Source organism: Pantoea leporis, assembly GCF_028048155.1.
GTDB lineage: Bacteria > Pseudomonadota > Gammaproteobacteria > Enterobacterales > Enterobacteriaceae > Pantoea > Pantoea leporis.
On the sequence record NZ_JALMEU010000001.1, the window covers coordinates 857,558 to 880,374 of the forward strand.

At 58.8% G+C, this 22,817-nt stretch carries 25 protein-coding genes and 3 tRNA genes; 3 read left to right on the forward strand and 25 right to left on the reverse strand.

Annotated features, from left to right (window positions below; translation table 11 throughout):
- Window positions 1–50 precede the first annotated feature (50 nt).
- The 21 genes from MWH02_RS04045 to MWH02_RS04145 form a co-directional block, all read right to left on the reverse strand.
- Window positions 51–1,286 carry a beta-ketoacyl-ACP synthase gene (locus MWH02_RS04045; RefSeq protein WP_271459940.1) on the reverse strand — a complete coding sequence of 412 codons (1,236 nt, stop codon included), beginning with the start codon at window positions 1,284–1,286 and terminating at the stop codon, window positions 51–53.
- On the reverse strand, window positions 1,283–2,014 hold the full coding sequence (locus MWH02_RS04050) for a 3-ketoacyl-ACP reductase FabG2 (RefSeq protein WP_110865901.1): 732 nt from the start codon (window positions 2,012–2,014) through the stop codon (window positions 1,283–1,285). Before MWH02_RS04050 ends, MWH02_RS04045 begins: the two co-directional genes overlap by 4 nt.
- Entirely contained in the window at window positions 2,011–2,484 is a 474-nt protein-coding gene (locus tag MWH02_RS04055; protein WP_271459941.1) for a hotdog family protein, read from the reverse strand. The genes MWH02_RS04050 and MWH02_RS04055 overlap by 4 nt, the downstream gene beginning before the upstream one ends.
- Entirely contained in the window at window positions 2,477–3,634 is a 1,158-nt protein-coding gene (locus MWH02_RS04060; protein WP_271459942.1) for a beta-ketoacyl-[acyl-carrier-protein] synthase family protein, read from the reverse strand. The genes MWH02_RS04055 and MWH02_RS04060 overlap by 8 nt, the downstream gene beginning before the upstream one ends.
- A complete protein-coding gene (locus tag MWH02_RS04065) occupies window positions 3,631–4,203 on the reverse strand; it encodes a DUF3261 domain-containing protein (protein WP_110865898.1) in 573 nt (190 codons plus the stop codon). Before MWH02_RS04065 ends, MWH02_RS04060 begins: the two co-directional genes overlap by 4 nt.
- Entirely contained in the window at window positions 4,200–6,521 is a 2,322-nt protein-coding gene (locus MWH02_RS04070) for an MMPL family transporter (RefSeq protein ID WP_271459943.1), read from the reverse strand. Before MWH02_RS04070 ends, MWH02_RS04065 begins: the two co-directional genes overlap by 4 nt.
- Window positions 6,487–7,095, reverse strand: a complete 609-nt coding sequence (locus MWH02_RS04075) for an outer membrane lipoprotein carrier protein LolA (protein ID WP_370445552.1) — start codon at window positions 7,093–7,095, stop codon at window positions 6,487–6,489. Before MWH02_RS04075 ends, MWH02_RS04070 begins: the two co-directional genes overlap by 35 nt.
- Complete coding sequence (locus tag MWH02_RS04080) at window positions 7,095–7,511, reverse strand: acyl-CoA thioesterase (protein ID WP_271459944.1); 417 nt, start codon at window positions 7,509–7,511, stop codon at window positions 7,095–7,097. Before MWH02_RS04080 ends, MWH02_RS04075 begins: the two co-directional genes overlap by 1 nt.
- Window positions 7,504–9,198: a glycosyltransferase family 2 protein gene (locus tag MWH02_RS04085; RefSeq protein WP_271459945.1), complete on the reverse strand. Its 1,695-nt coding sequence runs from the start codon at window positions 9,196–9,198 to the stop codon at window positions 7,504–7,506. Before MWH02_RS04085 ends, MWH02_RS04080 begins: the two co-directional genes overlap by 8 nt.
- A complete protein-coding gene (locus MWH02_RS04090; protein WP_217547008.1) occupies window positions 9,192–9,539 on the reverse strand; it encodes an ApeI family dehydratase in 348 nt (115 codons plus the stop codon). The genes MWH02_RS04085 and MWH02_RS04090 overlap by 7 nt, the downstream gene beginning before the upstream one ends.
- Window positions 9,526–10,854 (reverse strand): AMP-binding protein, encoded by a 1,329-nt coding sequence (locus MWH02_RS04095; RefSeq protein WP_271459946.1) that lies wholly within the window; start codon window positions 10,852–10,854, stop codon window positions 9,526–9,528. The genes MWH02_RS04090 and MWH02_RS04095 overlap by 14 nt, the downstream gene beginning before the upstream one ends.
- The gene (locus MWH02_RS04100; protein WP_271459947.1) at window positions 10,851–11,405 is read right to left on the reverse strand and encodes a COG4648 family protein; all 555 of its coding nucleotides are present in this window, start codon (window positions 11,403–11,405) and stop codon (window positions 10,851–10,853) included. The genes MWH02_RS04095 and MWH02_RS04100 overlap by 4 nt, the downstream gene beginning before the upstream one ends.
- A 4-nt stretch (window positions 11,406–11,409) precedes the next feature.
- Window positions 11,410–11,664: an acyl carrier protein gene (locus MWH02_RS04105; protein ID WP_101760886.1), complete on the reverse strand. Its 255-nt coding sequence runs from the start codon at window positions 11,662–11,664 to the stop codon at window positions 11,410–11,412.
- Between the two features lie 11 nt (window positions 11,665–11,675).
- Window positions 11,676–11,933, reverse strand: a complete 258-nt coding sequence (locus tag MWH02_RS04110; RefSeq protein WP_007887282.1) for a phosphopantetheine-binding protein — start codon at window positions 11,931–11,933, stop codon at window positions 11,676–11,678.
- Between the two features lie 3 nt (window positions 11,934–11,936).
- Window positions 11,937–12,734, reverse strand: coding sequence for a lysophospholipid acyltransferase family protein (locus MWH02_RS04115; RefSeq protein ID WP_271459948.1), 798 nt, complete (start codon window positions 12,732–12,734; stop codon window positions 11,937–11,939).
- A complete protein-coding gene (locus MWH02_RS04120) occupies window positions 12,724–13,461 on the reverse strand; it encodes a beta-ketoacyl synthase chain length factor (protein ID WP_137385538.1) in 738 nt (245 codons plus the stop codon). Before MWH02_RS04120 ends, MWH02_RS04115 begins: the two co-directional genes overlap by 11 nt.
- Before the next feature lie 189 nt (window positions 13,462–13,650).
- The gene (locus MWH02_RS04125; protein ID WP_167391170.1) at window positions 13,651–14,040 is read right to left on the reverse strand and encodes a hypothetical protein; all 390 of its coding nucleotides are present in this window, start codon (window positions 14,038–14,040) and stop codon (window positions 13,651–13,653) included.
- A gap of 234 nt (window positions 14,041–14,274) precedes the next feature.
- Window positions 14,275–15,645 carry an efflux transporter outer membrane subunit gene (locus tag MWH02_RS04130; protein ID WP_271459949.1) on the reverse strand — a complete coding sequence of 457 codons (1,371 nt, stop codon included), beginning with the start codon at window positions 15,643–15,645 and terminating at the stop codon, window positions 14,275–14,277.
- On the reverse strand, window positions 15,642–16,733 hold the full coding sequence (locus MWH02_RS04135; RefSeq protein ID WP_271459950.1) for an HlyD family secretion protein: 1,092 nt from the start codon (window positions 16,731–16,733) through the stop codon (window positions 15,642–15,644). The genes MWH02_RS04130 and MWH02_RS04135 overlap by 4 nt, the downstream gene beginning before the upstream one ends.
- Entirely contained in the window at window positions 16,730–18,397 is a 1,668-nt protein-coding gene (locus tag MWH02_RS04140; protein ID WP_271459951.1) for an MFS transporter, read from the reverse strand. Before MWH02_RS04140 ends, MWH02_RS04135 begins: the two co-directional genes overlap by 4 nt.
- Before the next feature lie 2 nt (window positions 18,398–18,399).
- The gene (locus tag MWH02_RS04145) at window positions 18,400–18,831 is read right to left on the reverse strand and encodes a MarR family winged helix-turn-helix transcriptional regulator (protein ID WP_271459952.1); all 432 of its coding nucleotides are present in this window, start codon (window positions 18,829–18,831) and stop codon (window positions 18,400–18,402) included.
- 484 nt (window positions 18,832–19,315) lie between these two features.
- Between MWH02_RS04145 and MWH02_RS04150 the strand changes: the two genes are divergently transcribed.
- From MWH02_RS04150 to MWH02_RS04160, 3 genes are all read left to right on the forward strand, one after another.
- Entirely contained in the window at window positions 19,316–19,573 is a 258-nt protein-coding gene (locus MWH02_RS04150; RefSeq protein WP_008102310.1) for a biofilm/acid-resistance regulator YmgB/AriR, read from the forward strand.
- 152 nt (window positions 19,574–19,725) lie between these two features.
- Entirely contained in the window at window positions 19,726–21,225 is a 1,500-nt protein-coding gene (locus MWH02_RS04155; protein ID WP_271459953.1) for a SulP family inorganic anion transporter, read from the forward strand.
- 165 nt (window positions 21,226–21,390) lie between these two features.
- On the forward strand, window positions 21,391–21,561 hold the full coding sequence (locus MWH02_RS04160) for a hypothetical protein (RefSeq protein WP_167391169.1): 171 nt from the start codon (window positions 21,391–21,393) through the stop codon (window positions 21,559–21,561).
- Between the two features lie 128 nt (window positions 21,562–21,689).
- Here MWH02_RS04160 and MWH02_RS04165 read toward each other — a convergent pair.
- From MWH02_RS04165 to pgsA, 4 genes are all read right to left on the reverse strand, one after another.
- Window positions 21,690–21,775: transfer RNA gene (locus MWH02_RS04165), tRNA-Leu, on the reverse strand.
- A gap of 11 nt (window positions 21,776–21,786) precedes the next feature.
- A tRNA-Cys gene (locus MWH02_RS04170) sits at window positions 21,787–21,860 on the reverse strand.
- Window positions 21,861–21,902: 42 nt separating this feature from the next.
- Window positions 21,903–21,978, reverse strand: a tRNA-Gly gene (locus MWH02_RS04175).
- A gap of 270 nt (window positions 21,979–22,248) precedes the next feature.
- A complete protein-coding gene (gene pgsA, locus MWH02_RS04180; RefSeq protein WP_008102316.1) occupies window positions 22,249–22,797 on the reverse strand; it encodes a CDP-diacylglycerol--glycerol-3-phosphate 3-phosphatidyltransferase in 549 nt (182 codons plus the stop codon).
- Window positions 22,798–22,817: the final 20 nt, after the last annotated feature.

The following is a 22,817-nucleotide window of genomic DNA, read 5'->3' on the forward strand; positions in this document are numbered from 1 at the left end:
TGCGTTCGTCGCGGACTTAACTAACAAGCGCCATTCATGGCGACCTGCTATCAGCCTTCGCGCCAGCGTTTAAACACCAGCGAAGTGTTAATCCCGCCAAAGGCGAAGTTATTGGATTGGATGTAATCTGTCTCAATCTGGCGCGCTTCACCGATGATGTAATCAAGTTCACCGCATTCAGCGGCCGGTTGCGACAGGTTCAGCGTCGGCGCAAACCAGCCTTCACGCATCATCTCAATGCTCATCCAGGCTTCCAGCGCCCCGCACGCGCCCAGCGTATGGCCAAAGTAGCTTTTCAGCGAAGAGATTGGCGTGCTGTTGCCATAGATCGCTGCGGTGGCCTGACTCTCGGCGATATCGCCGCGATCGGTGGCGGTGCCGTGGGCATTGATATAGCCAATCTGCTCCGCTGTGACGCCGGCGGTTTTCAGCGCGCGCTCGATACAAATCTGCATGGTTTCACGCTGCGGCTGGGTGATATGCGCGGCATCGCAGTTGGTGTGGAAACCCACCAGCTCGGCATAAATGGTGGCTCCGCGCGCCTGCGCATGTTCAAGCGATTCGAGGATCAAGGTGCCTGCACCTTCGCCAATCACTAATCCGTCGCGCTGCTGGTCGAACGGCGCGGGCGACGTGTGCGGCGCGTCGTTACGCTGGCTGGTGGCGAACAGCGTGTCAAACACCGCCGCTTCGGATGGACACAGCTCTTCCGCCCCACCCGCCACCATCACGGTTTGATAACCGTGACGAATCGCTTCCCACGCATAGCCGATCGCCTGGCTGCCCGACGTACAGGCGCTGGACGTCGGGATTACCCGGCCGCGCAGGCCAAAGAACAGGCCCGCGTTAACGGCGGTGGTGTGCGGCATCATCTGCACGTAAGTGGTGCCGGTAATGTTGTTGGTGTGCTTTTCCGTCAGCATAGTGGCAAATTCACTCACCGGTCCGGTGCTGCCGGTTGAGGAGCCGTAAGCAATGCCGGTTTCACCGCTGGTCAGCACCGGATGATCGATCAAACCGGCCTGCTCCAGCGCGAGTTCGGTGGCGCGCGTTGCCATCAGTGAGACGCGCCCCATCGAACGAATGCGTTTGCGCGTGTAATGCGCTGGCGGCGTAAAGTCGTCCACCGGCGCGCCGAGCAGCGTGTGCAAGCCGTCGTACACTTGCCATTCCGGCATATGGCGCACCGCATTTTTGCCCTGTTTGATCCGCTCAGCCACCGCGCTCCAGCGCTCACCAAAAGCGCTTACGCCGCCCATGCCGGTTACCACTACGCGCTGAATCACAGCATACCTCCATTGATTGAAATCACCTGACGCGTGACGTAGCCCGCGATGTCCGACATTAAGTAGCTGGCCAGTCCGGCGACTTCATCCGCCGCGCCCATGCGCTTCATCGGGATCAGCTTCATCGCCTCGTCAATCACCAGCGGCTCGAGATCGGTCATACCGGTATCAATCAAGCCGGGTGCGATGCAGTTAACGGTAATTTTGCGTTTCGCCAGCTCAATCGCCAGCGCTTTGGTGGCACCGATAATGCCGGCTTTGGCCGCGCTGTAGTTGACCTGGCCGCGATTGCCCATGATCCCCGAGACCGAGGAGAGCGTAATAATGCGTCCGCCCTTGCGCAGGCCAATCATCGGCATCACGCACGGATGAATCACGTTGTAGAAGCTGTCGAGATTGGTGTGGATCACGCTGTCCCACTCGTCATCGGTCAGCGCCGGAAACGCCGCATCGCGCGTGATGCCCGCATTGCTCACCACGCCGTAGTAGGCACCATGCGTGGCGATATCCTGTTCCAGTGCGCTGCGTGTGGCATCGCGCTGCGCCACGTCAAACTGCAAGGTGCGCCCACATCCGCCTGCCGCCTCAATCTCAGCCAGCGTCTGCGCGGCACCGGCGCTGTCGCGGTGATAATGCACCACTATCTCAAAGCCATCCTGCGCCAGACGCAATGCGATGGCGCGGCCAATACCTTTACTTGCGCCGGTCACTAAAACGCTGCGTGTCATGGCTGAACTCCTTGTTGCAATTGAATTAACTCGTGTTCATTGGGCTGATAGGTATTCAGCCGCCCGCTGGCGATGATCGCCTCGCCGCAGCGGATCTCCCCTTCAAAGCTGCCCAATCGATCGTCACGCATCAGCAGGCGCATCTCAACGCGCAGCGTGCTGTTGGCGGCGAAAGCGGCGCTGCTGGCACGATAACCGCGTCCGCCAAGCAGCATGCCGGGACGAATCTCATCGCCGCCGCGCTGACGCGCATGAAAGCCCGACCAGACGCCAACGGTCTGCGCCATGATCTCCACGCCGTACCACGCCGGTAAATCGCCCTGTGCGGTGAGAAAAGGGGCCAGCACGCCTGTCGCGTTGATACTGACTTCGCAGATCACGCTGTCGTCGGTGACCTGGATGACGCGATCTAGCAGCAGCATCGGCGCGCGATGCGGCAGATAAGCATCAACCGGCAGAAAATCACTCATAAGGCTTTCCTACAATCAGGCAGGTATTGTTCCCGCCAAAAGCAAACGAATTTGAGGCAATCACCGGGCGCGCCAAAGGCTGCGGCGTGGTGATCAAACCGCACGCCGGCAGCGAAGTATCGTGTGCCGCCAGCGAGAAATCCTGCGGCGGCAGCGGCAGCTGCTGCTGCAGAATCAGTGCGGCTAAAGCCGCTTCGGTCGCGCCCGCCGCGCCCAGCGTGTGGCCGGTCAGGTGTTTGGTTGAACTGCACGGCACGCGTTCACCAAACAGGCGATGAATCACCGCAGATTCCACCTGATCGTTCAGCGGCGTGGCGGTACCGTGCAGGTTGATGTAACCAACATCCTGCGGCTGTAAACCCGCCTGTTGCAGCGCCATCAGCATAGCGCGCTCGGCGCCGACGCCTTCAGGATGCGGTGCCGACATGTGCCACGCGTCCGACGATTCACCGCAGCCGAGCAGCGCCAGCGGCTGCTTTTCGCGCGTCAGCAGCAGCAGCGCGGCAGCTTCACCAATCGAAATGCCGTCGCGATCGGCGCTAAACGGCGCGCAGTGACGTTCAGAGAGTGAATCCAGGCTGGCGAAGCCGTTAATCGGCATACGACTTAGCGAATCCGCGCCGCCCACCAGCGCCACGTCCGCTAAACCAGCATCAATCAAACGTTGGCCGCTAATTATGGCGCGCGCACTGGATGAGCAGGCAGTCGAAATGGTGTAAGCCGGACCGTCCAGCGCTAAAAAATGCGCCAGGAAGCGTGATGGATCGCCAAGCTCCTGCATGCGGTAATCGTAGCCCGACAAGGCGTCATCCACCTGACGATCGCCTTCATCCACGCCGGAGGTGCTGGTGCCAAGCACAATCGCCACGCGATCGCGCCCATATTGCGCGATGGCCGCATCCACTACCGGGCGTATCTGCGCCAGCGCGGCCAGCAGCAGCTGATTGTTGCGGGTGTTATGCGCCGCCAGCGCAGCAGGAATAAGCGGCAATGCGCCCTGCACTTCACCCAGCCAGCAATGTTTGCCGTCTTGCAGCCAGCCGTCGCGCGGTTGCATGCCGGGCGCGTGGCCCGCTTGCAGCTGCGCGGCGATGCGCGCCAGGTTGTTGCCCAGCGCATTCACCATGCCAAAGGCGGAGATGTAAATCATGATGAGGCATCCAGATGTTGGATTTGAATCTGATAGCCAAAAGCGCGTTGATCGATGCTGATCGGCTCACGCAACTCGCCACGCTGCAGATAGCGAATCAGCGTTACCACCTTGCCAGCGGGATCGCGCAGCTCGCGGCGATCGTCGATGTCGGTCAGCGTCCAGCCACGCGGCAACTGCGGCTGCCACGCGCTGATCGGCCAGTGGCTCAGCATCACATCCGCCAATACCTGACTGGCGGGCGGCATTTCCGGCAGCGCCATCATCTGCTGCGTGTGAATGCCGTTTTTATCATAGGTGACGCGGAACAGGCGGATGCCAAGCGATGACAAACCGGCGAGGCTCAGCTGCTGTGAATCCGCGCTCAGCAGCACCAGCAGCGACTGGGTTTTGCCTTTGACGTGGCCGGTCAGCAACTGCTGCTGCTGAAACGCGGGCGAGATGCCCGGCGCCGGCAGCGTGACGCGCACGCCCGGTTTCAGCCACGCGGTTGGCCGGTTGAGGTCGTTCTGATGCTGCGCGCAGCCGCTTACCAGCAGGCTCAACAGCAGCAAAATGCCCATTTTCATCGTTGCTTCCTTTTCCCCGGAGCCAGCGCCAACGGCGCCAGCAAGAATGCACAAAAAATCCCGCTGCACAGCACGGTGCCAAAACCGCTGATGGCGGCGGTGCTGCTGAACACCAGCATGCCGAGCGTTAACAGCGTGGTCATCATCGCCAGCGTCACCGCCAGCATGGAAGTTAACGGCGTGCCGCGCGGATTGCTGAAGAACAGCGTGTAGTTGATGCCGATGCCCAGCACCAGAATCAGCGCCAGCAAGGCAAACAGATTGAGGCTCGCGCCGATCCAGCCCAGCGTCGCCAGCGCCGCCGCCAGCGACAGCCACGACGGCAGCGCGCTGCGCATCCCGGCTTTCACGCCCAACCGTAGCATGTAGCTGGCGGTAATCAGCAATAATGCCAGCGCCAGCAATCCGCTCAGCAGCGTGCGCCAGAAGCGGAACAGTTCATCATAGCTCGCCTTGCGATCAACCCAACTGACGCCCGCCTGCTGGGATGCCAGCTGCTGCAACGCGGCGCTGTTTTTAACGCCGCCGATCGGCACCAGCACGCTGCTGCGTCCGTCCGGCAGCGACAGCCACAGCAGCCGCCAGCCTTCACTCAGCGGGCTCGCCAGCCAGTCGGCGGCGGTCACCGGCATGGCGCTGAGATTAGCATTCGCTACAGTAATGCCCGCCTGCTTCAATCGATCCAGAATGGTTGGTGCAGCCTGCTGTAGCAGCGCTACATCCTGCTGCTGCTGCGCCAGCGAACTCAGCGGCAGCACGCGATAACTTTTGAACCAGCCTTGCTGCTGCGCCTGTTGCAGCTTGGGTGCCAGCGCGCTCAGCCGTTGCAGTGCTTGCTGTTCATCATCGCCCCACACCACAAACCAGGTTTGATCGGCCTGCTGACCGGTCAGCTGCGCCAGCTGACGATCCTGCGCTAACAGCTGCGCCGGGGCGCTTTGCAGATGGGCAATATCATCATCGACCTTGAGTTGCAGCATGCCGCTTAGCGCATAGATCGCCACCAGCGCCGGTAAGCCGCGCTTCAGCCCGTTATTGCGTCGCCACGCGGCCAGCCAGCGCGCCAGCCATACCATCGCCGGAATCGGCCGCACCGGTAAACCGCGTACCAGCCACGGATAAAAACAGATCACCGTCAGGCAGGAAGCACTTAATCCGCTGGCGGCAAATACCGCCAGCTGGCGCAAGCCGGGGAACGGTGCCAGCAGCATCAACAGCCAGGCAATCGCCGTGGTGCCGAGCGCCAGCAGCAACGTGCCGCGCACCTTATGCAAACTTTGCCACGGCGTGGCTTGCTCGCCGTGCACCATGCGTTCCGTCAGATAGTAGAGCGTATAATCGGCCGAGATACCCACAATGCTGAGGCTCATCACTAAGGTGGTGAGATGCAGCTCACCAAAACAGAGCAGCGTCAGCACCGTGCCCGCCATCGCGCCCATCGCCACCGACAATGCACAGAGCGCCAGCGGCCGTAATGAACGGAACACCAGCCACACCAGCAGCAGCAATCCCGCTAACGTTGCGCTGCCGAGGGTTTCGACATCCTGCTGCGCGCGCTGGCTGGCATCATCGCTAAACAGCACCGTGCCACGCGTCAGCAGTTGCGCATCCGGCCAGCGGGTTTTCAGCTGTTGCTCCAGCTGATTAAGCGCGGTCACCAGCTGATGGCTCTCTTTGATACTGAAAGCATTGCTCGACAGCTCGCCGTGCAGGAAATACCAGCGGCGCTGCTGCGCATCCTTGACCGTCAGCCAGCCGTTATGCAGCAGCATTTTGTTGGCGTTCTGCTGCATCGCAAGTTGCGCGCCGCGCACCAGCAGCAGCGGATCGTGGCCGATCTCTTGGCTGCCGACGCCCGCGAAGGCCGAGAACAGCTGCGCCAGAATCCAGTCGGCCTGCGCGTCACCACCGTTCTGCAGGCGCGCGCGCGTGGCCGCATCGATCAAGCCGTTGCGATGCTGAAACGCATAGGCACCCCAGCGCTGCATCTGATCATCATCCAGTTCGCCGCTCACCTGTTTCAGCATCGGCAAGGCTTGCAGCTGCGCTTGCCACCAGGCCGCAACCGCATCGCCGTCGTGATCGTTGGCACTTACCAGCCACACCAGCTGACGATCGAGGCGCTGCATAAAGCCGTGCTGGATCTCCGCTGGCGCCTGGCCGAGGTTTTGCTGCGGCAATAACGCCAGCACGCTGCTATTCAGCTGGCTGCGCGGCAGCAAAACCGCCAGCGCCACCGCTAACGTCAGGCACACCGCCAGCCACAGCAGCGCAACGGTTTTTTCACTGCGCTGGGGCAAAACGGGCTCGCTCTTCATCGGTTAACTGTTTCGGTTCGGTGCGGGTAGCGCTAAGGGTGATCTCGGTTTTATCGCCCTGCTTATCATCCAGCGTGATGCGATTGAGAAACGCCTCGCCTTGCAGATCGATACGGTTAAAGATCTTATTCAGCGGCGCGGCTTTCGGCGTCAAACCAAGTTGCCAGCGGTTGTTGCCCAGATCGTGGAAATCGAGCGCAAAATTCTCACGCAGCACCTTTTCATCTGCCTGGAATAGCGCGCGTAACAAATGGTTGAACTGGAACATCTGCGGATTGCTGTCGGCGGTGATCACCTGCGGCGGCTGGCCGCTCATGCTCTGCACCATGCGCTTATCATCAAGGATCAGCATCAGTGGGAACGGCGTGGCTTGCTGCCACCACAAACCCTGCTGCTGGGCGATCAGCAGCTGACCGCGTGACACCAGCGGCTGCGCCATCCCGGCAATGGTGCGCACCTGAACAAAATTGGCGCGGATCACCGGTTGGCTGGCAAAGCGCTGTTGCAACTGCTCGAGCGTGACCGCGCTGGCGTTGGCGCAGATCACCAGCAGCAGCAGACAAAGGGTTCTGATCACGGTTTCACTCCCAGGCGTTCAAACAGAATATCGGGCGAGACAAAACACATCTCCTGCGTCGCTGCATTAACCGCCACCTGCAGCGTGTGTGCTTTGGTGGTCACCTGCCCCGCCGCGTTGCGGATCACATAATCAATGCGTAAACGGTTTTCGTATTCGCTGATACTGGCGGCGACGCGGACCACCTCTTCGCAGCGCAGCGGCTGGCGGTATTTCACATGGGTATCGACCACCGGCCAGACGTAGCCGCTGGCGGCCATTTCGCCGTAGCTGTAATTGACGCTGCGCAGCAAGGCTTCGCGCGCCACTTCAAAAAAGCGGAAATAGTTGCCGTGCCACACCACGCCCATCGGATCGCAGTCGTGAAACGACACGGTAATGTCCACCTCAGCGCGGTAGTTGCTTTCACTCATCGCGGCTTTTCTCCTCGGGCAACGTCCAGAAATCGTAAAAGTTAAACCAATCCAGCGGCGCCATCAGCGCGTGCTGTTGTAACCGTTCGGCGTAGCGATCGACGGTGGCCTGTAACGCCTGCTGGCGCTGGGCGCGCGGCAGCGAGAGCGGATCGGCAAAGGCTTCGCAGTGCACCCGCAATCGCCCCTGTTCGCGCAGGGCGAACATCAGCAGCACTGGACAGCGCAACGCCGCCGCCAGCACAAACGGTCCCTGGGGAAACGGTGCAGGATGGCCCATAAATTCACTCCACACCACGCGACGCTCGCCGCCGCGCTGGCGATGCACGGCAGTACGATCGCCAACAATCGCCACCCATTCACCGGCATCGAGTTTTTGCTGCAGCAGAATGGCGGTGTCCGGACCGATATCGGTGACCGGCAGCAGATTGACGCCCGCCTGCGGTGCAATGCTCTCCAGCACTTCGCGGAAGCGTTGCGCATTGTCAGTAAACACCAGCGCATTAATCACCAATCCGCTGACCTGTTTGGCCATCGCGCGGCAGGCTTCGATATCACCGAGATGCGAGGCCAGGATCAGATGGCCTTTGCCCTCGGCGGCGCGAATGGTGGCTTCCGCACCTGGCGCGAAATCAATGTCGCGTCCCCATTGCAGATCGCCGCGCCAGCTAGCGACTTTATCCAGCATGCTGTAGCCGAAACGCAGAAAGTGACGATAGCTGCTGAGCGGCGCAGGCAGCGCGATGTTCTGCCGCTGCGCCATCGCCCGCACTCGCGTCAGCCACTGCTGCGAGGCGGCGCGCGCGGTGCGTCCGGTTAGCCAGTAAACCGCCACCACCGGCCACAGCAGCAAGATAAAAGGTAAGCGTCCGGCGCGGCGATAGAGCCACAGCATAAAGCGCAAACCGCTCTGCCCGCGTCGTTCCGGCGTTGCAGACCAGTGTTGCGCATCACTACGCTGACGCAGTAACTGCGGGATGCGTGGCAACATGCCGAAGAACAGCCGCGTGTGCATCCATGAGATGCGCAGGTTGTCCCGCAGCGCATCAAAGTGCGATACGCCGCTGGCCGGATAGGTCACGCGCGTGGTGATAAAACGGCTCGGCGTGCCCTGCCAATAGAGGCGCACCATGATTTCGGTGTCGAAATCCATGCGCTGACCAATCGGACGGCGATCGCACAACGCCAGCGATGGCGCGAGCGGATAGACGCGGAAGCCGCACATGCTGTCTTTCAGCGAGAACGACAGCGTTTCCACCCACACCCAGAAATGGGTGATGTAGCGGCCATAGAGGCGCGATTTGGGAATCGAGGCGTCGTAAAGCGGCTGACCGGAGATCAGACAGTGCGGATAACGCTGCGCTTCGGCCAGCATACGCGGCGTGTCTTCCACCTGATGCTGGCCATCGGCATCGAGTTGCAGCGCGTGGCTGTAACCTGCCGCCGCCGCCGCGCGCATCCCGGCAATCACCGCCGCGCCTTTGCCCTGATTGTGGGGTAGCGTCAGCACCCGCAACTGCGGTGCCTCCAGCGCCGCAATCAGCTGTTTGGTGGTGGCATCGCTGCCGTCATCCACCAGAATCACCGGCAAGTTGAACGGTGCCAGCCGCGCCAGCACCGACGCCAGCATCGCGCCGTGGTTATAGCAGGGAATCAGCACACAAGGCGTGAAGTGAGAACTCAACACAGGCGGATCTTCCCGCTGCTGGCCACCGTCGCCACGTCGCCGTTGATCAGGCTGTAGCTGAAACTGAGCAGCGATTTTTCTGCCTGCCACTGCAGCTGTAACGCCAGCTCGGCATCCGGCGGCACCGGCTGCTGGAACTTGATATTGTCAATCGCAGCGAAAGATTTACCGATGGCTAAACGCGTCAGGCCGTAATGCAGCGCCCAGTCGAGCTGCGCCACGCCGGGCAGAATTGGCAGCGTCGGGAAATGGCCGCGAAACCAAAAGAGATCGGCAACAACGTGCAGGCGCAATGTCAGTGTATCGCCCTGCTGTTCGGCATGCAGTTCAACCGGCAGCATCAAATAACTCCTCAATTTGTGGCCAGGCGCGTTTACTTTGTGCGGTGACAGGAATCGACGTCACCACGCGCCAATAGCGCGGAATCGCCACCGGCTCCAGCCAGGGTTGCAGGGCGCGTTTCCACTCAATTTTTAGCTGATGCAGCGTCGCCGCATCCAGCATCTCAGGCAGCGCCAGCACCACGCCAATCGCGTGACGACCGTGACGCTGAATCGCCAGCGCGGCGGCATCTTCCACGCCGGGCAACGCCAGCAGGCGGCGTTCAATTTCACTCAGCGATACGCGTTTATCTTCGATCTTCACCACGCGATCCTGACGTCCCGCCAGCTGAAACTGGCCGGACGGTTGCTGCACGATACGATCGTCGAGCGCGCAACCGTCATCGGTTTCCAGCAAGGCGGAAAACACCCGCCAGCGTCCGGCGTCCTGCTCACGCAGGGTAATCTGCGGGAAACAGTGCCACAGCGCGTTCTCCTCACGTGCAGAGCGCCAGCCAATCACGCCGGTTTCGGTGCTGCCATAGATTTCATCAACCGTACAGCTCAGCGCCTGTTGCGCATGCTGCGCCGCCGTCCACGGCAACGCGCCACCGGCGGACACGATCAGTTCGCAGCGCGGCCCGGCCAATGCCGGATCGAGACGCCGCAGAAACGCTGGGCTGCTGATAAACGCGTAGCGACGATCGGGTGAATGATCGGCCAGCTGTTCACTGTAGAAAATTTGCTGCGCGGCGAAGGGTAAACCCAACGCCATCGGCAGCACGATGCGAAAACTCAGGCCATACAGATGTTGATGGCTGACGGAGGCAATCACATGGCAATCACGTAAGCGTGCGCCCCACAAGCTGGAGAGCCAGCGGGCTTCAAGATCCAGCGCGCGCAGCGATTTCACTACGCGACGCGGCGTGCCGGTCGAACCAGAGGTGAACAACACCAGCGTGGCGTCGGCGGCGATTGGCGGTAACGCACCGCTCGCCAGTGCGTCGTCCCAGCGCAGCTGCGGCAGCGCGACTGCCAGCGGCATATCACTGATCACGCCATCCAGGCTGTCGGCCATCTCTTCCAGCTGGGCCGCGCGACAGTGTCCGGGGATCACCGGCGTTTTACCGGCGTGCCACAGCGCCAGCAGCGCGGCGGTAAACGCATAGCTGTTATCAAAGCACAGCGCCCAATATTGGCCGGGCTGGTTTTGCAGCCGATCGGCCAGCGCCCGTACCTGCTGACGCAAGGTGTGCAGCGTATGTTGCTGTTGGCCGTGCCAGGCCACCATGCGATCCGGCGCGCTGAACCAGTCGCGAAGGCTATGTAAGTTCATGCCTGTTTCCTTATGCGCTGACGCAGCAGCCATTCGCCGCCCATCAGCGTGCCCATCAGCAGATAGCTGATGCACCCATTCCAGAGTGTCCAGAGCGTGACATCATTGAGCAGGCAGGTGAGCAACGCCACGCTGCCGTTGAAGATGAAAAAGCCGCACCACACTTGCGTCACGCGGCGGGTATAATGCACCGCGCGCGGTGGCAGATCCGGTTCGCGCAGCCGTGCCAGCCGCTCTACCAGCGGCATGGGGCTCCACAGCGACGCGCCAAACAGCAGCAGCATCGATGCATTGACCACCAGCGGATACCACAGCAGCAGATGTTGCGATCGCAGCAGCAGGCTGGCGAGGCATAACGCGCTGCCCACCAGCGCCAGCAGTAGCATCACACGCGCCATCGGCCCGGCGGCGCGGCGCAGCGTCCAGACGCGCAGCACAAACAGCAGCGCCAGCAGGCCCGTCACGCCGCGCCACTGTGGCTGGGTGAGGGTTAACCACACCAGAAACGGCCACGCCAGCAGCGCCGCTCCGTTTAGCAGCCGCAGCAGCATGCGATTAGGCTTCGTCGCGCATCAGTTGATCGACGGCATCCACCACATCCTGCACGGTACGCACCGCGCGGAAGGTTTCCGGTTTGATCTTACGGCCAGTACGCTTTTGCAGATGCACCACCATATCGACCGCATCGATGCTATCCAGCTCGAGGTCTTCATACAGGCGGGCGTCCGGACGAATATCATCCGGCTCAATTTCAAACAGCGAGGTGAGCAGCGAAGCCACTTCCTGGTAAATTTCGTTTTTGTTCATCATGTTGACTGCTCTCAGGCTTGCTGTTGTTCAACAAACGCGGCCAGTGTAGCCACGGAAAAAAAGTGCGCGCGCAGCGTTTCACTCTCGGCGGAGAGCTGTACGCCGAAGCGATTTTTCACCGCCAGTCCCAGCTCCAGCGCATCGATTGAATCGAGGCCCAGCCCCTCGCCAAACAGCGGTGCGTCGGTTTCGATGTCGTCAGGGCTGATATCTTCCAGATTCAGCGTGTCGATAATCATCTGTTTGATGTCGTTAATCAGTACTTGCATAACTTAGTTGGTCTCTTCAGGCACCAGCGCCTGTTGCAGATGACGCGTCAGACGACGTGCGGCCAGCGGCTGCGAATCCTCTTCGGCCTCACTAAAGGCGTGGCTGGCAATACGCGATTGTACGCGTACAGTAAAAATCGGTTTAACCAGCGGAATCTGATACCAGCGGCTTTGCTTATCGAGCATGCGCTCGGTGCAGCTGATGTGCACCACACGCAAATCGCAGCCCGCGCGCACCGCAATGTTGGCGGCACCGCGCTGCAGCTTCAGCGGCTCGCCATAACGTGTGCGCGTGCCTTCCGGGAAAATCAGAATGGTATCGCCGCGCGCCAGTCGCTGCTGGCTGTCTGGCAGCAGCGTATCGGCTTCGCTGTTAATCAGGTAATCGGCGGCGCGAATCACGCCACGGAAGAAAATGTTGTGCTGCAGCTCGGCTTTCACCAGGCAATCCATCTCCGGCAGCACCGACGCGATCATCACGTAATCGATCAGTGACGGATGGTTGGCGACGATCAGGCAGCCGCGATCCTGACGCAGCTGTTCTGCGCCGATGATTTGGTAATCGTAAACCCTGACAAAGCGGCAGAAACGCAGGAAGCAGCGGAAGCTCCAGGCGATGCTGCTGCGGGCGATATGGCGACGGCGCAGGCCATCACGCTGCACCAGTAACAGCAGATTGAACCAAATCAGCGACAGTAGCAGGCCGCCCACGCTGAACAGTGTAAAGCTGACGGCGGTCATCACCAGCCGCCAGTAATAGTTGAAACCCGGACGCGCCTCGGTCAGCGAATTATCCACCATGCAGACGCTCCCAGTGCCACTGATGGCGCTCGCCGGCCACGCTAAAACGTGGCGTGTTGTGCAGCATCGCCGCCAGAAATTGCAGACTTTGCGGCAGAGGGTTGTGCAGCTCAGCGGGTTTGCCGGCCTGCGCTTCGCAACGCCACGCCTCGCCTGCGCGTAGCAGCAGCGCTACCGCGTACGGCGCATTAAAGCGATCGATTTCCGGTAGCCATGGACGGTAGTAATCCGGCACCACGCCGTCAAAATCCACCAGCAGCACCTGCGCGTAACCCGCCTGATGCAGCGCCGCCACTTCTATCAATCCTTGCTGGAAGCTATCAATACCGGCCGAAACCGAGGATGAAACCAACGGCTGACGCGCGGCGATGGTCAAACTGCCCACCGCTGAGTTGTGAACCGACATGGCGAAATCGGTGGGCGACAGCGCTTGCTGTTCCGCCAGCGCGGTGAGAATGCGCAGATTACGCTCCAGTTCGCCGTGGCGACTGGTGAAGACGATGGCGTCCACGCTATGCCGCGCCAATAACGCCAGCCCGCATTCAACCGCAGCACGGCTGCCGGCGCTGAGACGACGCGCGGTCATCATCGGCAAAAATTGGGGTTTCGCGATAGGTTGCGTGGCATCTAACGCCGGTGCCTGTTGCGCCCAACGTTGCCACTCTTCTGCGGTGCTGTTGCCCGGCGCGATGGCGTGCCAGTCAACAAGGGAGTAAGCGAGTTTCATACCTGTATTCTTTCTTCAGCCTCAGGGATGGTCCGGTTTTCGCTGCGCGGCATCCCTTCCTTGCTCTCTATACCCGTCATCCCATGCGGATGTCGCCGATTAACAAGGCGGGCACGTGGCCCGCCTGTTTCTATTTCGGCAGCGTTACGGCTAACTTTACAACATTATGTCAGCAATCACGCTTCGCGCTTATTTAGCGGCTTCAACCGCCAGTCGCGTCTGGATGCCCTGGCTCAGGTTCTGAATCCAGCGGTTATAGTTGCGGTGAATCTGACCGCTGCCTGCTTTCAGATTCTGGCTGCTGACATACTGGATTTGATAACTGTTCGCGGTGTAGTTCACGCGAATATCCGCGGTATGTCCGCGCTCGGCCAGGTGACCATTCATCACGCCTGGACCCGCTGGCGTCATCACCCAATGGTTAGCGGCGCCCGCCTGGACGATAGCTTGCTTCATTTGCTCATCCGAGTAGCTCTGACCCACGGTCTGGCTAACATTCTGGATCGGCGCGGTACGCGGCGCACAGCCGGTTAACAGGACCGCAGTAACTAACAACGCAAAACCGATTTTTTTATTCATCATTTCCTTTTCTTCCCCTGTCTTTGCATGCCGCTTAAGTGAGCGACCGCGCTGGTAAACTTACCAACACTGTTCCGTTCAGACTGTGTAAAGCGGGCGGATAATAACATTATTTGTAAAGACAAGTAAAAAGAAGCATGAATGACTTTAGAATCGTTTACTGCCGATTTAAAACCAGACGCAGGCCGTTTTACGGCGGAATTTCTACCGAAAAATGGCCTTGCGACATGATGTTTAACCCTGCCAGCCGCCGCCGAGCGAACGATATAGATCGATTTGCGCTAACAGCAGCGTATTTTTTACTGACACGATATTCAGCTGAGTGCTGAACAGCGTGCGCTGGGCGTCCAGCTCATCCAGATAAGAGGCGTAACCATTTTGGTAACGGTTGTGGGCAATGCGATACGCTTCCGCCACATAACTCTCCTGTTTCTGCAACTCCGCCAGCTGCTCCTCGCTACGGCGAATGGCATCCAGCGCGTTATCCACGTCGGAGAAGGCGTTACGCACCACTTTTTCATAACCGTACAGCGCCTGATTACGCGTCGCCATCGCCACATCCACCTGAGCAGTTAGCGCTTCGCGATTTAACAGCGGAGCCAGAATGCTGCCGCCAATGCTCCACAGACGGAACGGATTATCCAGCAACTGATGCAGTTCGCTGCTTTGCAAGGTGCCGCTGGCGGTGAGATTGAGCGACGGCAACAGTTTGGCCTGGGTTGAAGCCAGTGACGCGTCGGCGGCCAGCAGCTGGCGCTGCGCCTGCACAATATCGGGACGGCGATTCAGCAGCTGCGACGGCAGCAGCGATGGCAGGGTTTGCGGCTTGATGTGGTCGAACTGGCTGCTGCGCGCGATTTGGCGCGGGTTCATGCCCACCAGCACGCTAAGCGCGTTCTCCTGCTGCTCGATCTGATGCTGCAACTGCGGGATCTGCGCTTTGGCGGTTTGATATTCCGAGGCGGCCTGCATCCATTCAAGGCGCGAGGTGTAGCCGGTTTCAAACTGGCGCTGCGCCAGGTTGAGCGAGTTTTTGCGCGTCGCCAGCGTTGCCTGGGTTACGCGCAGCTGTTCATCCAGCGCGCACAAGCTGAGGTAGCCCGATGCCACCGAACTGGCGACGGTGAGCTCAGCGGCAGAAGCGGCAGCACGCTGCGCATCCAGCGAAGCTTCCGCAGCGCGAATGCTGTTGCTGCGGCTGCCCCATAAATCCACCTCGTAGTTGGCCTGCAGCAATCCCTGAAACACCGCGTTTTCATACGGCTGACCGGTGGCCGCCGACAGCGCACGCTGATGCGTAGCCGCCACGCCCGCCGAAAGCGTTGGGAAATTATCGCCCTGCGCGGCACGCAACTCGGCACGGTATTGATCCACGCGCGAACGCGCGGTGAGGACATCGCTGTTGTGCTGCAACGCCTGCGTGACGAGGCGATTGAGATTGGCATCGCCGAAGTTCTGCCACCATTGCGCCTCCGGCAGCGCATGCGGGCCCACCTGCTGACGCCAACTATCAGGAATCGGCAACGATGAGGGCGCTTTTTCCACTTGCGTTGCACAGCCGCTCACCATCAATGCCACACAGGTGGCTAGCAATAAGCGCCTCATGGCGTATCCTTGTGCGGCTCTGCGGCGGTATCAATGCTTACTTCCACTGACATGCCCGGACGCAGTGCTTGCAGATCGTCATTCAAAATTTTGATGCGCACCGGAATGCGCTGGGCAATTTTTACAAAGTTGCCGGTGGCGTTATCCGGCGAGATAGCGCTGAATTCGGAACCGGCGGCAGGCGAGATAAACTCAACGCGGCCATCGTAGTGCTTACCGTCCAGCGCATCGACGCGGATATTCACCGGTAAACCGGGACGCACGCGCGCCAGTTGAGTTTCCTTGAAATTCGCGATGATCCATTTGTTTTCTGGCACCACCGAGGTCAAACGCGTGCCAGCGGTCACATAGCTGCCTTTGCGCACCGACAGCTGACCGAGCTGGCCGCTGTCTGGCGCGATGATGCGCGTATTCGCCAGGTCGATATTTGCCAACTCCAGCGCCGCCTGCGCACTGGCAACATCGCCTTGCAGTGACGCGCGATTCACCACCACAGTTTGCAGATTCTGTTGTGAAACGGCCACCTGCGCATCCGCCTGACGCAACTGTGCCAGCGCCTGGGCATTCGCTGCGCGCGCGGCGTCGCGCTCACGTACCGACAGCGAGCCATCAGCCGCCAGATTCTCAACGCGCTTGAGATCGAGGCTGCTTTTCAGCGCCTGCGCTTTGGCATTTTCCAGCGCCGCTTTATTGCTGAGAATATTGGCTTCGGCACTTTTACGTTGCTGCTGGTTGTTGTTCTGCGCGGCGATTTTCATATCCAGCTGCGCCTGCGCCTGGTGCACGCGCTGACGATAGATACGATCGTCGATGGTCATCAGCAGTTGGCCTTTGGTCACTGGCTGCAAATCCACCACGTTCACTTCGGTCAGATAGCCATTCACCTGCGGGCTGATAAAGGTTACCTGGCCACGCACGTAGGCGTTTTCCGTGGACTGAACGGTGCTGGTGAACGGCCACAGCTGCCAGGCATAGAGGATCACCAGCACGCCGACGATGACAATGCCGCTGCCAGCGGCGATAGAAAGAATGCGTCGGCGGTTGGTGCGCTCGCGCTCCGCCGCCTGAATGTCGTCCTGTTGGCTCATGAATTCTCCGTCGGGGTTACTGGTTGTGCCGCATTCATTTTAGTCTGACGCCAGTTGATATAGCGTAAGCGCGTCAGGCGATACAGCACCCAGATTAAGGTGATGAAAGCCAGCGCGGCGGTAAGAAGATAAGTATCGTTATAGGCCAGCACGTTGGCTTGCAGCGTCGCCACCGTTTGCAGCTGGCTGCTGCTTTGCGCGCTGAGCAGCACGCTATCCGGCAACTGGCTGCTGAACAGCGAGCTGTAATGGCTAAGGCGTTCGGTCACGTTGGGATCCAGCTGCGACAGCTGATCGCCCAGCAGGCTGGAGTGGTATTTTTCGCGCCACGTCTGGAACGTGCCGAGAATGGCCGCGCCAATCAGGCCGCCTAAGTTCTGGCTCATACCGAACAGCACCGAGAAGCTGACCAGGTTTTTCGGCTGCGTCACCACGCCGCCAATCCCCAGCAGCATAGCGGGCCCGAGGAAGAAGGCGCTGCCGAAACCGAGCAGAAACTGGCTAAAGTAGAGATTGTGGGCGCGCGTCAGCGGGTTGGATTGCGCATCCATCAGCGAGGCGACGATCATCACCACTAACGACACGACAATTGGCCAGCTCAGATGCGTGGGTTTGATGGTTAGTGCGCTGGCGATCATGCCGCAAATCACCCCGGCAATGATCGCTAACGCCAGACCGCGCATCTGATCGTTGAGTAAGCCAAGCTGCTGCAGGAAACCCACCGCGCCGGTGTTTTGCTCGGCCAGCAGAATACGCATCATGATCATCACAATGCCCAGCCGCACAATCGTGCCGTTGCTGAGCCAGCGGGTATTCAGCAACGGATTCTTACGGTTGTGCTCGACGACAATCGCCGCCACGATCAACACCAGCGCCAGCGCTAATGCCACACCGAGCCACGGCGTGCTGAACCACCATTCGATGCGGCCCAGCGACAGCACCGCGCACAGCAGCGCCATGCCCGGCGCCATCAACATGAAGGTGAGGAAATCCATCTTTTCAAAGGCTTTGATGCGGTCGCCGGGCGGCAGTTTCACCACCAGCACGCAGCCCAGCGAGATCATCGCCAGACCGAGTTCAAACAGGTATAAACCGCGCCACTCTTGCAGCTGCAGCAGTTCGGTGGAGAACAATCGTGCCAGCGGAATCGCCAGCTGCGATGCGGTGATGCCAATCACCAGGGCTTTAAGCCGATGCTTCGCCGGCCAGGCCTGAATCTGGTAATAGATGCCGAGCGAACTGAGCGCCGCGCCGACCATGCCGTGCGCGGTGCGGACAATGATCGCCGAGCTGAGATCGTTAGCCAGCAGGTGGAAAAATGCCACGATCACATATAGCACCAGAAACGCTTCGGTGAACAGCCGCAGACCAAACTGCTGGCGGAACTTCACCAGCAGCAGGTTGATGGAGATGTTGCCCATCACATATACCGCGGGCAACCAGGCGATCTCATTGCTGTAAGCGCCGAAGGTGCCTTGCAGATTGGTGAGGTTGGCAGAGACCAGCGCGTTACTCAGCGCGCCGGTAATCGAGATCAATAAGCCAATGATGCCAAATGCGATGCGCTTCGAAGGCGAATGCAGCGGCGTTGAGGGCGAGCCCGGCAGCATCGGCTTCTCATGCGGCAGCCATTCGCGCGGAGCATAAGGATTACGTTTTGCCACCTTTAAGTGCTTCCCAGACGCGCGAGCAGCTGTTGCAGCACCTGTTCCGTTATCGCCAGCGATGCAGGATCGATATCCGCTAGCAACTGTGCACGTAGCGCATCGGCCTGCGTTTTCACTTCGGCAAAAGCCACGCTGCCCTGCTCCGTCAGAATCAGCAGGCGTTTGCGGCGATCTTCCGGCGGCTGCACGCGCGCCAATAGCTGCTGCTTCACCAGACGATCCACCAGCGGCACGACGCTGGCCTCTTCCAGACCAAGCAACTGCGCCAGCGCTTTTTGTGTTGGCGGCTCGGCGGCGGTGGCAACGCTGGCAATCGCCATCCAGCTGCTCATGCTCAATCCGCTCTCTTTGAGGCGACGATCAACAGCCAAACGCCACGCGTGCGCGGTGAGATGCAGCAAACGAGAAAAGGGTTGGGGATAGTCGCTCAAAACGTAGTGGCCTAATGGTTAGGTATCTAACTAAACGGGAGCGTTATTATAAGGTAAGCCGCTCGCCAATGAAAATTTTGCTTACACCTGCAAACGTAGTTGGCAGCACAAAAAATCTCCAGCTTTCTTTATCAGTTGTACAACTCACCGAAAATTTGGCGGTTTGGGCTTATTCTTGTATAGCTTTTAGAAAACATTACAAATCATAAGCAACTGTTAAATAAGGACTAGCACAAATTGCTTAAAATCCAGGTTGTACAAGTTGCGCCGGATTGTATAAGTTTACGTCCCGTGAGCCAGGAGATGGCTCCGTAACGAATGATGCACTTTGCGTCGCCTCTGAAGGTGTTGTGGATTTCCACCTTCAGAGGTGTCTTTTTGCGTTGGTTGATGAGTTGGGTGTTGCGCGCCTGTCCGCGTGCAAATTTTTTCATCATGGAGCTGAAGGCACATTGCCATCAGGCCGATCTTAAGGGCTTCACATATGCAAAACGCCGCAAACAGTAGCGCTGCCATCGCTGACTATTTCAAACTGGCCGGTAACAGCGACAGCAGTGAAATGGAAGTTTTCGGGCAGATCATCGCCGAAATCCTGCAAGCCGGTATGCCGGTTTCTAATAAAGCGATTATTGCTTCGCTGATTAACCGTCTTGAGATGGAAAGCGATGTGATTCAGCTGGATATTTATCGCCATCTGCTTGAATTGGTTGTGAATAAAACACCTGACGATCTCGCGGTCTAAAGCCGGATTCCAGGGATGGAATCACCCTCACCTGACCCAACGCGCTAGCGTCTCACCTTATTGCCCGGTAACATCCCTTCTCGGAAAATCCTAACTGGTTACTGCCGTACCGCGACGGTATGCGCACAATAATAAAAGAGCCTGCACAATTTATGAGTCAACCAACTGAGCGCACCACTGCGGTGGAGAGCGATATCACCGTGGGGCGCGTTTTACGTTCGCCAGCCCTGTTAACCCGCGAGTGTCTGGCCGGCATTATTACCGCGCTGGCGCTGATCCCGGAAGTTATCTCCTTCTCCGTGATTGCCGGTGTCGATCCTAAAGTCAGCCTTGTGGCCTCGGTGGTGCTGTGCCTGACGCTGTCGATTCTGGGCGGTCGTCCGGCGATGGTCACCGCAGCGGCCGGTTCGGTGGCGCTGGTGATCGGCCCAATGGTGCATGCGCACGGCGTTGAATACATCCTGCCGGCGGTGATTATGGGCGGCATTATCCAGATTATCTTTGGGCTCGCTGGGTTGTCGCGCATGATGCGCTATATCCCACGTTCGGTGATGATCGGCTTCGTTAACGCCCTCGGCATCCTGATCTTCTTTGCGCAGGTCCCGCACGTTTGGGGACAATCCGCGTTGGTGTGGGTGCTATTCGCCGTTACGCTGGCCATCGTGCTGCTGCTACCGAAAGTGCTGAAAAGCGTCCCTTCACCGCTGGTGGCGATTGTGGTGGTGACGGCGGTGGCGTTGCTGCTTGGCTATCGCGTACCGAACGTGGGCGACGAAGGGCCAATGACCGCCGGTCTGCCAGGCTTCACTACGCTGCTGGTCCCAATCAATCTGCACACGCTGCAAATCATCTGGCCCACCGCCTTGAGCATCGCCTTTGTGGGTTTGATGGAATCGTTGCTGACCGCCAAACTGGTGGATGACATCACCGATACGCCTTCCGCTAAACGCCGCGAATCCTGGGCGCTGGGCGTCGGCAATATTCTTGCGGGCTTCTATGGCGGCATCGCCGGTTGCGCGATGATTGGCCAAACCATCGTTAACGTCGAGCTGGGCAAAGCACGTACGCGTGTTTCTACGGTCGCGGCGGGTATCGTGCTGCTGTTATTAGTGACCGGACTGAGCCAGATTATGGCGCAGATCCCGATGGTAGTACTGGCGGGCATTATGATGGTGGTAGCGGTGAAAACCGTGAACTGGCACAGTCTGCAACCGGCAACGCTGAAACGCATGCCGTGGTCGGAAACCTTTGTGATGGTGCTGACGGTTGCTGTCACCGTGTGGACCGGCAACCTGGCGATTGGCGTGCTGGTTGGTGTGATTCTGGCGATGATGCTGTTCGCACGCCGCATCGCTCACGTCATTCACGCTGAACGCCAGCTGAGCGAGGATGGCCAACAGGTCAATTACACCGTGCGCGGCCCGCTGTTCTTTGGTAGCAGCAATGATTTGTTTGAACACTTCAATTACGGCCACGATCCAAAAACTGTCACCATCGATTTGACGCATGCGCAAATTTGGGACGCTTCCAGCGTGGCGGCCCTTGATGCTATCGAATATCGCTATCAGCGCCATGGAGCGAACGTCACCTTTATCGGGCTGGATAACCGCAGCAGCGATTTCCGCGAGCGGCTGAGTGGCAATCTGGGATAGAAATATTAGGATTGAGACGAAAAACGCCGGAAATCCGGCGTTTTTTATGGTTACTGCCGCGCTTCGCTTGCGTAATTTGCTGTCACTGACTTTGCTTAGCTCATGGTCAATCCTTTGATCTCTTTGGGATTGGTTACTCAATCGCTTAATTATAAGGAGCAGCAGATGAACGTTTTAGCAAAAGCAGCATTGGTGACGTTAACCTTGGTATCGCTGGCGGGTTGTATGCACAAGAGTGATGCGGTCGGCAACGATGGGCGCCCACATGCGCCAAGTAACCAACCGGTGCCGGGTGCCAGCGAAGGTGCAGGTCCGGTGGGACAACCGCAATCGTAATGACTTGCCCGGCTTAGCCGGGTTTTTTATTGGCGATGAAGTAACGACAAAAACGAAAAAACCGCCCTTAGGCGGTTACGACATTGCTGCTTATTGCTTTATTTTATTCGTTTTATCGACTGCAAATATGGTGCCCGGGGCGGGACTTGAACCCGCACAGCCATAAGCCGAGGGATTTTAAATCCCTTGTGTCTACCGATTTCACCACCCGGGCAGGGTGTAAATTGGAGGCGCGTCCCGGAGTCGAACCGAGGTAGACGGATTTGCAATCCGTTGCATGGCCACTCTGCCAACGCGCCTTTAATCTGATATGTAATTCGTTGAATACGAACCACTAAATTTGGAGCGGGAAACGAGACTCGAACTCGCGACCCCGACCTTGGCAAGGTCGTGCTCTACCAACTGAGCTATTCCCGCATAATCTTCGTCTTTCAATTTGTTGCTGCGTTAGCTTCCTTAACTCACACAGGTCACTTACTGAAGTAAGCTCTCTGTGATTCGTTCAGTTGCTGCCTTGCTACAAATTGAAATACTCGATTCTGTATTTCTTCATCGAACTTGCTGATTTTGTTCAGCTTCTTGCAGGCTTGCTGCCGTTCGATGCGATGCATTCTACTTATCTGACGCAGTGAGTCAACAGAATTATCCACACACTGCGTCCGTTTGCTGCTTTTTAAATCGCATCGATCAGCTATCGAGCAAATCGCCGCGCGCTGCGCTTAAATACTGGAACATTGACCAGAACGTCAGCACGGCTGCGATGTACAGTGCGACCACACCCACGCCAACCACCGTGGCTTCTGGACGCCACAGCAAGGCAAACAGCGAGAACATCTGCGCGGTGGTTTTCACCTTGCCGATCCACGACACCGCCACGCTGCTGCGTTTGCCGATCTCCGCCATCCACTCACGCAGCGCAGAGATAATGATTTCACGCGCGATCATCGTTGCCGCAGGCAGCGTAATCCACCACGCGTGGAAATGCTCCGCCACCAGCACCAGTGCAATCGCCACCAGCACTTTATCCGCAACCGGATCGAGGAACGCGCCAAAACGCGTGGTCTGCTTCCAGCGACGCGCTAAAAAACCATCAAACCAGTCAGTAACCGCAGCAATCACGAAGATCAGTGCAGTAGCAAAGGGAGCCCATTGAAATGGCAGATAAAACGCCAGGACAAAAAAGGGAATAAGTACGACTCGAAACAGGGTAAGACACGTCGGAATGTTAAATTGCATATGCCAGTAACTGTCTGGTG

Coding starts and splice junctions, on each gene's coding strand:
- pgsA (WP_008102316.1), bottom strand. CDS start 22,797: ATGCAATTTAACATTCCGACGTGTCTTACCCTGTTTCGAGTCGTACTT.
- MWH02_RS04105 (WP_101760886.1), bottom strand. CDS start 11,664: ATGATGAACAAAAACGAAATTTACCAGGAAGTGGCTTCGCTGCTCACC.
- MWH02_RS04130 (WP_271459949.1), bottom strand. CDS start 15,645: ATGAGGCGCTTATTGCTAGCCACCTGTGTGGCATTGATGGTGAGCGGC.
- MWH02_RS04150 (WP_008102310.1), top strand. CDS start 19,316: ATGCAAAACGCCGCAAACAGTAGCGCTGCCATCGCTGACTATTTCAAA.
- MWH02_RS04080 (WP_271459944.1), bottom strand. CDS start 7,511: ATGAGTGAAAGCAACTACCGCGCTGAGGTGGACATTACCGTGTCGTTT.
- MWH02_RS04100 (WP_271459947.1), bottom strand. CDS start 11,405: ATGCTGCTGCGGCTGCTAAACGGAGCGGCGCTGCTGGCGTGGCCGTTT.
- MWH02_RS04125 (WP_167391170.1), bottom strand. CDS start 14,040: ATGAATAAAAAAATCGGTTTTGCGTTGTTAGTTACTGCGGTCCTGTTA.
- MWH02_RS04095 (WP_271459946.1), bottom strand. CDS start 10,854: ATGAACTTACATAGCCTTCGCGACTGGTTCAGCGCGCCGGATCGCATG.
- MWH02_RS04050 (WP_110865901.1), bottom strand. CDS start 2,014: ATGACACGCAGCGTTTTAGTGACCGGCGCAAGTAAAGGTATTGGCCGC.
- MWH02_RS04070 (WP_271459943.1), bottom strand. CDS start 6,521: ATGAAGAGCGAGCCCGTTTTGCCCCAGCGCAGTGAAAAAACCGTTGCG.
- MWH02_RS04055 (WP_271459941.1), bottom strand. CDS start 2,484: ATGAGTGATTTTCTGCCGGTTGATGCTTATCTGCCGCATCGCGCGCCG.
- MWH02_RS04090 (WP_217547008.1), bottom strand. CDS start 9,539: ATGCTGCCGGTTGAACTGCATGCCGAACAGCAGGGCGATACACTGACA.
- MWH02_RS04120 (WP_137385538.1), bottom strand. CDS start 13,461: ATGAAACTCGCTTACTCCCTTGTTGACTGGCACGCCATCGCGCCGGGC.
- MWH02_RS04115 (WP_271459948.1), bottom strand. CDS start 12,734: ATGGTGGATAATTCGCTGACCGAGGCGCGTCCGGGTTTCAACTATTAC.
- MWH02_RS04135 (WP_271459950.1), bottom strand. CDS start 16,733: ATGAGCCAACAGGACGACATTCAGGCGGCGGAGCGCGAGCGCACCAAC.
- MWH02_RS04065 (WP_110865898.1), bottom strand. CDS start 4,203: ATGAAAATGGGCATTTTGCTGCTGTTGAGCCTGCTGGTAAGCGGCTGC.
- MWH02_RS04060 (WP_271459942.1), bottom strand. CDS start 3,634: ATGATTTACATCTCCGCCTTTGGCATGGTGAATGCGCTGGGCAACAAC.
- MWH02_RS04160 (WP_167391169.1), top strand. CDS start 21,391: ATGAACGTTTTAGCAAAAGCAGCATTGGTGACGTTAACCTTGGTATCG.
- MWH02_RS04155 (WP_271459953.1), top strand. CDS start 19,726: ATGAGTCAACCAACTGAGCGCACCACTGCGGTGGAGAGCGATATCACC.
- MWH02_RS04110 (WP_007887282.1), bottom strand. CDS start 11,933: ATGCAAGTACTGATTAACGACATCAAACAGATGATTATCGACACGCTG.